The sequence below is a fragment of the Nocardia thailandica NBRC 100428 genome, from assembly GCF_000308795.1.
GTDB lineage: Bacteria > Actinomycetota > Actinomycetes > Mycobacteriales > Mycobacteriaceae > Nocardia > Nocardia thailandica.
Window position 1 is genome coordinate 1 of the sequence record NZ_BAGK01000005.1, and the last position, 6,125, is coordinate 6,125.

5 protein-coding genes are annotated in these 6,125 nt (G+C 70.9%); 4 read left to right on the forward strand and 1 reads right to left on the reverse strand.

Annotation, left to right across the window (positions count from 1 at the left end; genetic code table 11):
• Nucleotides 1-182 precede the first annotated feature (182 nt).
• Entirely contained in the window at nt 183-857 is a 675-nt protein-coding gene (locus tag ON36_RS00235; RefSeq protein WP_043646200.1) for a DUF6474 family protein, read from the reverse strand.
• Nucleotides 858-941: 84 nt separating this feature from the next.
• Here ON36_RS00235 and ON36_RS00240 point away from each other — a divergent pair, with 84 nt between their 5' ends.
• The 4 genes from ON36_RS00240 to ON36_RS00255 form a co-directional block, all read left to right on the forward strand.
• The gene (locus tag ON36_RS00240) at nt 942-2,663 is read left to right on the forward strand and encodes a TM0106 family RecB-like putative nuclease (protein ID WP_083884813.1); all 1,722 of its coding nucleotides are present in this window, start codon (nt 942-944) and stop codon (nt 2,661-2,663) included.
• Between the two features lie 56 nt (nt 2,664-2,719).
• The gene (gene htpG, locus ON36_RS00245; RefSeq protein ID WP_043646204.1) at nt 2,720-4,678 is read left to right on the forward strand and encodes a molecular chaperone HtpG; all 1,959 of its coding nucleotides are present in this window, start codon (nt 2,720-2,722) and stop codon (nt 4,676-4,678) included.
• A 126-nt stretch (nt 4,679-4,804) separates the two neighbouring features.
• Entirely contained in the window at nt 4,805-5,275 is a 471-nt protein-coding gene (locus ON36_RS00250) for a GNAT family N-acetyltransferase (RefSeq protein ID WP_043646206.1), read from the forward strand.
• A 54-nt stretch (nt 5,276-5,329) separates the two neighbouring features.
• A partial coding sequence (locus tag ON36_RS00255; protein WP_052313492.1) for a class I SAM-dependent methyltransferase occupies nt 5,330-6,125 on the forward strand: 796 nt, incomplete at its 3' end.

A 6,125-nucleotide genomic window follows, 5' to 3' on the forward strand; every position in this document is an offset into this window, starting at 1 on the left:
AACCGGGGACGCCGCCGCCCGCGAGCCCGTGCGCCGCGACCGCGACGGCCGCAACGAGGGACCCGCTCGCGCCGCCGCGCACCGCGTTTCCGGCGGGCGCAGGCCCGGGTGTGCGTGCCCGGCCGTGACCCGGCCTCACGCCGGGTCACCCGCGCCGGGTCCACCGCACATCGCCGGAACGCTCAGTGCACGCCGAGGCGCGCGAGGGTGTCGGCCTCGATGCTGGACAGCTCGGTCGAGATGGAGGTGTGGACGGCCCGCCTGCGCTGCACCGGCAGCTGCTCGGCGGTGCGCACGGCGACGCCGAGGTCGTCCAGGCGCGAACGCGTGCCCGCGACGAACTTCGCGACGTCGGGGTCCTTGGGCTTGTCGGCCGCGATCTTGTCCAGCGCCGTTCCGGTGTTGGCGATGCGCGCCTGCAGGCGGGCGCCGTGCCCCGCGAACTCGCCGAGCTGGTCGAGGCCGATGCCGAGCGACTGGGCGCGGCGCGCGTCGAGCTGGCCGCGGATCAGCGTCGCGCCCCGGTAGGCCAGCGGCGCGAGCACCGGGATCAGCACCCGGGCCACGCCGATGTACTTGCGGATCTGGCCCGGGGAGAAAACGTCGCGGTCGGCCTTCTTGGCCAGCGACAGCTGGGCCTTCTCCTCCGCGTGCAGCGCCGCGATCTGGGCCTTGGCGACCTTGGCGTCCGTGCGCGCCTGCGCCTTGGCGGCGCGGCGGCTGGTCCGCTCACCCGCCTTGGCGGCCTTACGGTCGTTCTTGGCACTCAGCTTGGCCTCCATGGCGGCCTTGTGCTTGAGCGCCTTGGCCTCGGCACGGCGGCTGGGACGCCGTGCGCGCTTGCTGAACAACCCCATGGGTTCGGCCCTCCGTGATGCTCATCGTCATGAGGGCAGCGTCATCGCCTCCGCGAGGCTGCCTCAGGTCCTAAGCGTAGTGGGATGAGGGTAGCGATTGGGCATTGTGTCGGGGGGAGGGACCATACTGCTTGCGTGCGTGCAGGCTCCGAAGACATCCACCGTGCTGTGCCCGGCAGTGCCGCGCGCCCTGCGTATCTCGATGCGCGGTCGCTGATCGGGTGCCGTCACCGGCTCCATCTGGATGCCCTGCATCCCGAGGTCATCGCCGAGGTCCGCGAGGACGCGGGCGTGCTGCAGCGACGCGAAGCCGCGCACGCGCACCGCCTGCGGGTCCGCGACGAACTGGTCGCCGCCGCCCCCGACCTGTGGACGATCGTCCCCGCCGACCTGCCCGCCGCCGCGAAGGTCGCCGCCACCATGGAGGCGCTCGACTCGGGCGCGCCGCGGGTCTGGGGCGGGCTGCTGCCGCAGGAGCCCGACACGGGCCGCCGCGGCGGCTCCGAGGTCCTGCTGCGCGACGCCGACCGCGGCGGCTACATCCCGGTCATCGTGGTCAACCACAAGGTCACCGACCCCCGAAGGCCCGACCCCGCCGACTTCCACCCGACGACGTCGGACCTGTTCGAGTGGTCGCCCCGCAAGGACCGGACGGTCAAGCTGCGCCCGCAGCCGCGCGACCAGCAGCGCCTCGCCCACCTGTACCGGATGCTCCAGCGGCACGGCCTGGCCAGTCCGTCCCTGGTCGGCGGGGTGATCGGTCTCGCCTTCGACCGCATCCTCGTCCACGACCTGACCACGACCCTGGCCGACTACGACCAGCGCTACGCCGACCGCATCGCGGTCGTGCGCGGCGAACTGCCGACCCAGCCGTCGAAGGTGCCCGAGTGCAGGCAGTGTCCGTGGTGGAGCCGCGGGGTCGAGGGCGGTCCGAGCTGCGAGGGCACCCTGGCCGAGATGCGGGACGTCAGCCTGGTCGCGCCCGGCTCGCGGGCCGACGTGCTGCGCGTGCACGGCGTCCAGACGGTCGACGACCTCGCCGCCTGGGTGGGCGACGACCCCGAGGACTGGCAGCACGGCCCGTTCGCCGAGACCGTGGTCACCGCCCGCGCCTGGATCCAGGGCGCGCCCCTGGTCCGCCGCGTCGAGCGGGTGCGGGTGCGCCGCGCCGACGTGGAGGTCGACGTCGACCTGGAGAGCTACCAGGAGGAGGGCGCCTACCTGTGGGGCACCCTGCTCGACGGGGTCTACCGCCCCTTCGTCACCTGGGACCCGCTGCCCACCGAGGACGAGGGCCGCTCGTTCGCCGAATTCTGGACCTGGCTCATGGACGTGCGCGACACGGCCAAGGCCGCGGGCCGCACCTTCGCCGCCTACTGCTATTCGCGGACCGCCGAGGACAAGTGGCTCTACGAGTCGGCCCGGCGGTTCGCGGGCCGACCCGGTGTCCCCACCCACGAACAGGTGCGCGCCTTCGTCGACTCCCCGGACTGGGTCGACATGTTCCAGGCCGTCACCGACCACTTCATCTGCCCGAACGGCAAGGGTCTGAAGAAGATCGCCCCCGTCGCCGGCTTCGGCTGGCGCGACCCGGAGGCCAACGGCGAGGCGTCGATGAGCTGGTACCGCCGCGCGGTCGGCTACGACGACGGCCTGATCGACCTGTCCCAGCGGGCCCGGCTGCTCGAGTACAACGAGGACGACGTCCAGGCCACCATGGTGCTGCGCAACTGGATGACCGACCGGGCCGACCTGGAGGTTCCCTCGATGGCCGACTTCGTCACCGGCGGGTCCGGCGTGGCCTGATCGCAGCGGGGGTACTCGGGAGCGCCGCCCGCGGGCACGGTAATACCATCGGGCTCGTGACAGAGCACGTCGAGAATCTCGAGTTCCAGGCCGAAACCCATCAGCTGCTCGAACTGATGATCCACTCGGTCTACTCCAACAAAGACACGTTCCTGCGCGAGCTGATCTCGAACGCTTCCGACGCCTTGGACAAGCTCAAGCTCGCCGCGTTCCAGGACAAGGACCTCTCGGTCGACACCTCCGACCTGCACATCGAGCTGGAGGTCGACGGCGACGCGCGCACGCTGACCGTGCGCGACAACGGCATCGGCATGTCCCGCGCCGAGGTGGTCGACCTGATCGGCACCCTGGCCAAGTCCGGCACCGCCGAGCTGCGCCGTCAGCTGGCCGACGCGAAGTCCGAAGCCGCCGCCGAGGAGCTCATCGGCCAGTTCGGTATCGGCTTCTACTCGACCTTCATGGTCGCCGACCACGTCACCCTGACCACCCGCAAGGCGGGCGAGACCGAGGGCACCCGCTGGCAGGCCGCGGCCGGCTCGTCGACCTACGCGATCGAGACCGTCGCCGACGCCCCGCAGGGCACCGCGGTCACGCTGACGCTGAAGCCGGCCGACGCCGAGGATCACCTCTTCGATTACACGCAGGAATGGAAGCTGCGCGAGATCGTCAAGAAGTACTCCGATTTCATCGCCTACCCGGTGCGCATGCAGGTCGAGCGCACGGTCACCGAGGGGGAGGGCGAGGAGAAGACCGAGAAGACCATCGTCGAGGAGCAAACCCTCAACTCCCAGAAGGCGCTGTGGACCCGCCCCAAGAGCGAGGTCACCGACGAGGAGTACAAGGAGTTCTACCGCCACGTCAGCCACGCCTGGGACGATCCGCTCGAGATCATCCCGCTCAAGGCCGAGGGCACCTTCGAATACCAGGCCCTGCTGTTCCTGCCCTCGCACGCGCCGTTCGACCTGTTCACCCGCGAGCACAAGCGCGGCGTGCAGCTCTACGTGCGCCGGGTGTTCATCATGGACAACTGCGAAGAGCTGATGCCGGAGTACCTGCGCTTCGTCAAGGGTGTGGTCGACGCGCAGGACCTCTCGCTCAACGTCTCCCGCGAGATCCTCCAGCAGGACCGCCAGATCCAGATGATCCGCAAGCGCCTCGTCCGCAAGGTGCTCTCCACGATCAAGGACCTGCAGGGCGCCGAGGACCAGTCGAAGTACCAGACCTTCTGGACCGAGTTCGGCCGCGTCCTCAAGGAGGGCCTGCTCTCCGACACCGACAACCGCGACACCATCCTCGCGGTGTCCTCCTTCGCCTCGACGGCCTCCGACAGCGAACTCACCACCCTGGCCCAGTACGTCGAGCGGATGCCCGAGGGCCAGGACGCGATCTACTACATGACCGGCGAGAGCCGTCAGCAGATCGAGAACTCCCCGCACCTCGAGGCGTTCCGCGCCAAGGGTCGCGAGGTCCTCGTGCTCACCGACCCGGTCGACGAGATGTGGGTCGGCTCGGTGCCGGAGTTCGAGGGCAAGCGGTTCCAGTCCATCGCCAAGGGCGAGGTCGACCTGGAGACCGAGGAGGAGAAGAAGGAGACCGAGGCGCTGCGCGAGCAGCAGGACAAGGACTTCGCCGAGCTGATCGAATGGCTGGGCAAGACCCTGGACGAATCAGTCAAGGAGGTCCGTCTGACCAACCGTCTGACCACCTCCCCGGCCTGCCTCGTCGGTGACGTCTTCGACTTCACCCCGATGCTCGAGCGCATGTACCGGGCCTCGGGCCAGGCGCTGCCGGAGAGCAAGCGGATCCTCGAGCTCAACCCGACCCACCCGCTGGTGACCGGCCTGCGCGACGCCTACGACGCGCGCAAGCCCGACGCCGACGAGGGCAAGGTGCCCGAGCTGACCGAGACGGCCGAACTGCTCTACGGCACCGCCGTGCTCGCCGAGGGCGGCGAACTGAAGGACCCGGCCCGGTTCGCCCAGATCCTGGCCGACCGCCTCACCCGGACCCTCTGAGTCGCGCGTGCCCTGCCGCGCCGCCGCGCGCGGCAGGGCACGATTCCGGCGGCGCCGCACCGCCTTTCATCAGGCATTCCCGTCAATCGGGTCGCATCGGTTCGCGCGCTGCGGGACAGTTCTCGTATGGGGGCCGATACGGGACACGACGGCGGTCACGCCATCCGCCGGGCACGACAGGGCGACTACGACCGGCTGGCCGGCATCGTCGACGACTGGTGGGGCCGCTCCGCGCTGCCGAGCCTGCCCCGGCTCTTCCTCGATCACTTCCACGACACGAGCCTGGTCGCCACCGACGGGAGCGGGATCTCCGGCTTCCTGGTCGGCTTCCTGTCCCCGGCGCAGGCCGAGGAGGCCTACATCCACTTCGTCGCGGTGCGGCCCGACGCGCGCAAGAGCGGGCTCGGCCGCACGCTGTACGGGGAGTTCTTCGGCATCGCCCGCGCGCGGGGCAGGCGCGTGGTCAAGGCGATCACCGTGCCGATGAACTACACCTCGATCGATTTCCACCGCAGTCTCGGATTCACGGTCACCGGGCCGGTCCCGGACTATAACGGGCCGGGCAACGCCCTGGTCACCTTCGAGCGGCGGATCTGACCGCCTAACCTCTATCGGGCAGGAAGACGGATGAGGGCAGGGAGGAACGCAGTCGTGTCCGCTGATCCGATGGCGACGGCGCAGGTCTGGGACCTGGTGGCCGACGGATACGCCCGGCACGCCGCGACCGTGCTCGCGCCCTTCGCCGAGCACGCGCTGGAATGCGCCTCGCTGCCGCCGGGCGCGGAGATCGCCGACATCGGCGCGGGCACCGGCCTGCTCGGCCTGGCCGCCGCCGAGCGCGGCGCCCGCGTGCGCGCCATCGACATCTCTCCGGCCATGGTCGCCGAACTCCGCGCCCGCGCCGCCGCGCTCGGGCTCGACATCGTCGCCGAGGTCGCCGACGGGCAGGACCTGCCGCTGCCCGACGCCTCCGTCGACGCCGCGTTCTCGCTGTTCGGCCTCATGTTCTTCCCGGACCGGGCGCGCGGGTTCGCCGAGCTGCGCCGGGTGCTGCGGCCCGGCGGCCTCGCCGTGGTCACGAGCTGGGCGCCCGCCGCCGAGTCCTCGCTCATGCGGGCGCTGTTCGGCGCGCTGGCCGCGGGCGAGCCGAGGGCGGCCCTGCCGCAGCCGAATCTGCTCAACCTGGAGAACCCCGAGGTGTTCCACAGCGAGATGCGCGCCGCGGGCTTCGGTGGCGTCGTCATCCAGCGCTACACCGTCGAGGTGGCCTTCCCCGACGCGGGCAGCCTGTGGGAATCGCTCACCGCGAGCAGCGCCCCCCTCACGCTCGTGCGGCAACAGGTGGGCGAGTGGGAGTGGCAGCGGCGCACCGCGCGGGCGCTCGACCACCTGGAGCAGGCCTACCGGCCGAACACGCCCCTGTCGACCACGGCCGCTGTTCGGCATC